Consider the following 242-nt stretch of genomic DNA (forward strand, 5'->3'; position numbering starts at 1 on the left):
CAACTATGCAATTCACCGATTTGTGGGATCGCAGAATAAAGGATTGGCTTGATGAGCCGTTCGTCCAACTTTCCCGTCGGTGCGCTATTCCTCCGCATTGTCCTCTGGCTTCTTGCCTTCGTCACCATCATCCCCTTCCTGCTTCTGCTTCTGACGTCGATAAAGAGCAAGGCTGACGTTCTGCAGGGTGCGTTCGCTTTGCCGGCATATCCCCATTTCGAAAATTACGTCGATGCCTGGAA

General features: G+C 51.7%; 1 pseudogene. It reads left to right on the forward strand.

The features are described 5' to 3' along the window. Positions 1–51: 51 nt before the first annotated feature. Positions 52–242 (forward strand): annotated as a pseudogene (locus tag EOD29_RS34530) (carbohydrate ABC transporter permease); the annotation flags it as partial.

Origin of the sequence: Mesorhizobium sp. M1A.T.Ca.IN.004.03.1.1, assembly GCF_003997555.1 — a bacterium.
Lineage (GTDB): Bacteria > Pseudomonadota > Alphaproteobacteria > Rhizobiales > Rhizobiaceae > Mesorhizobium.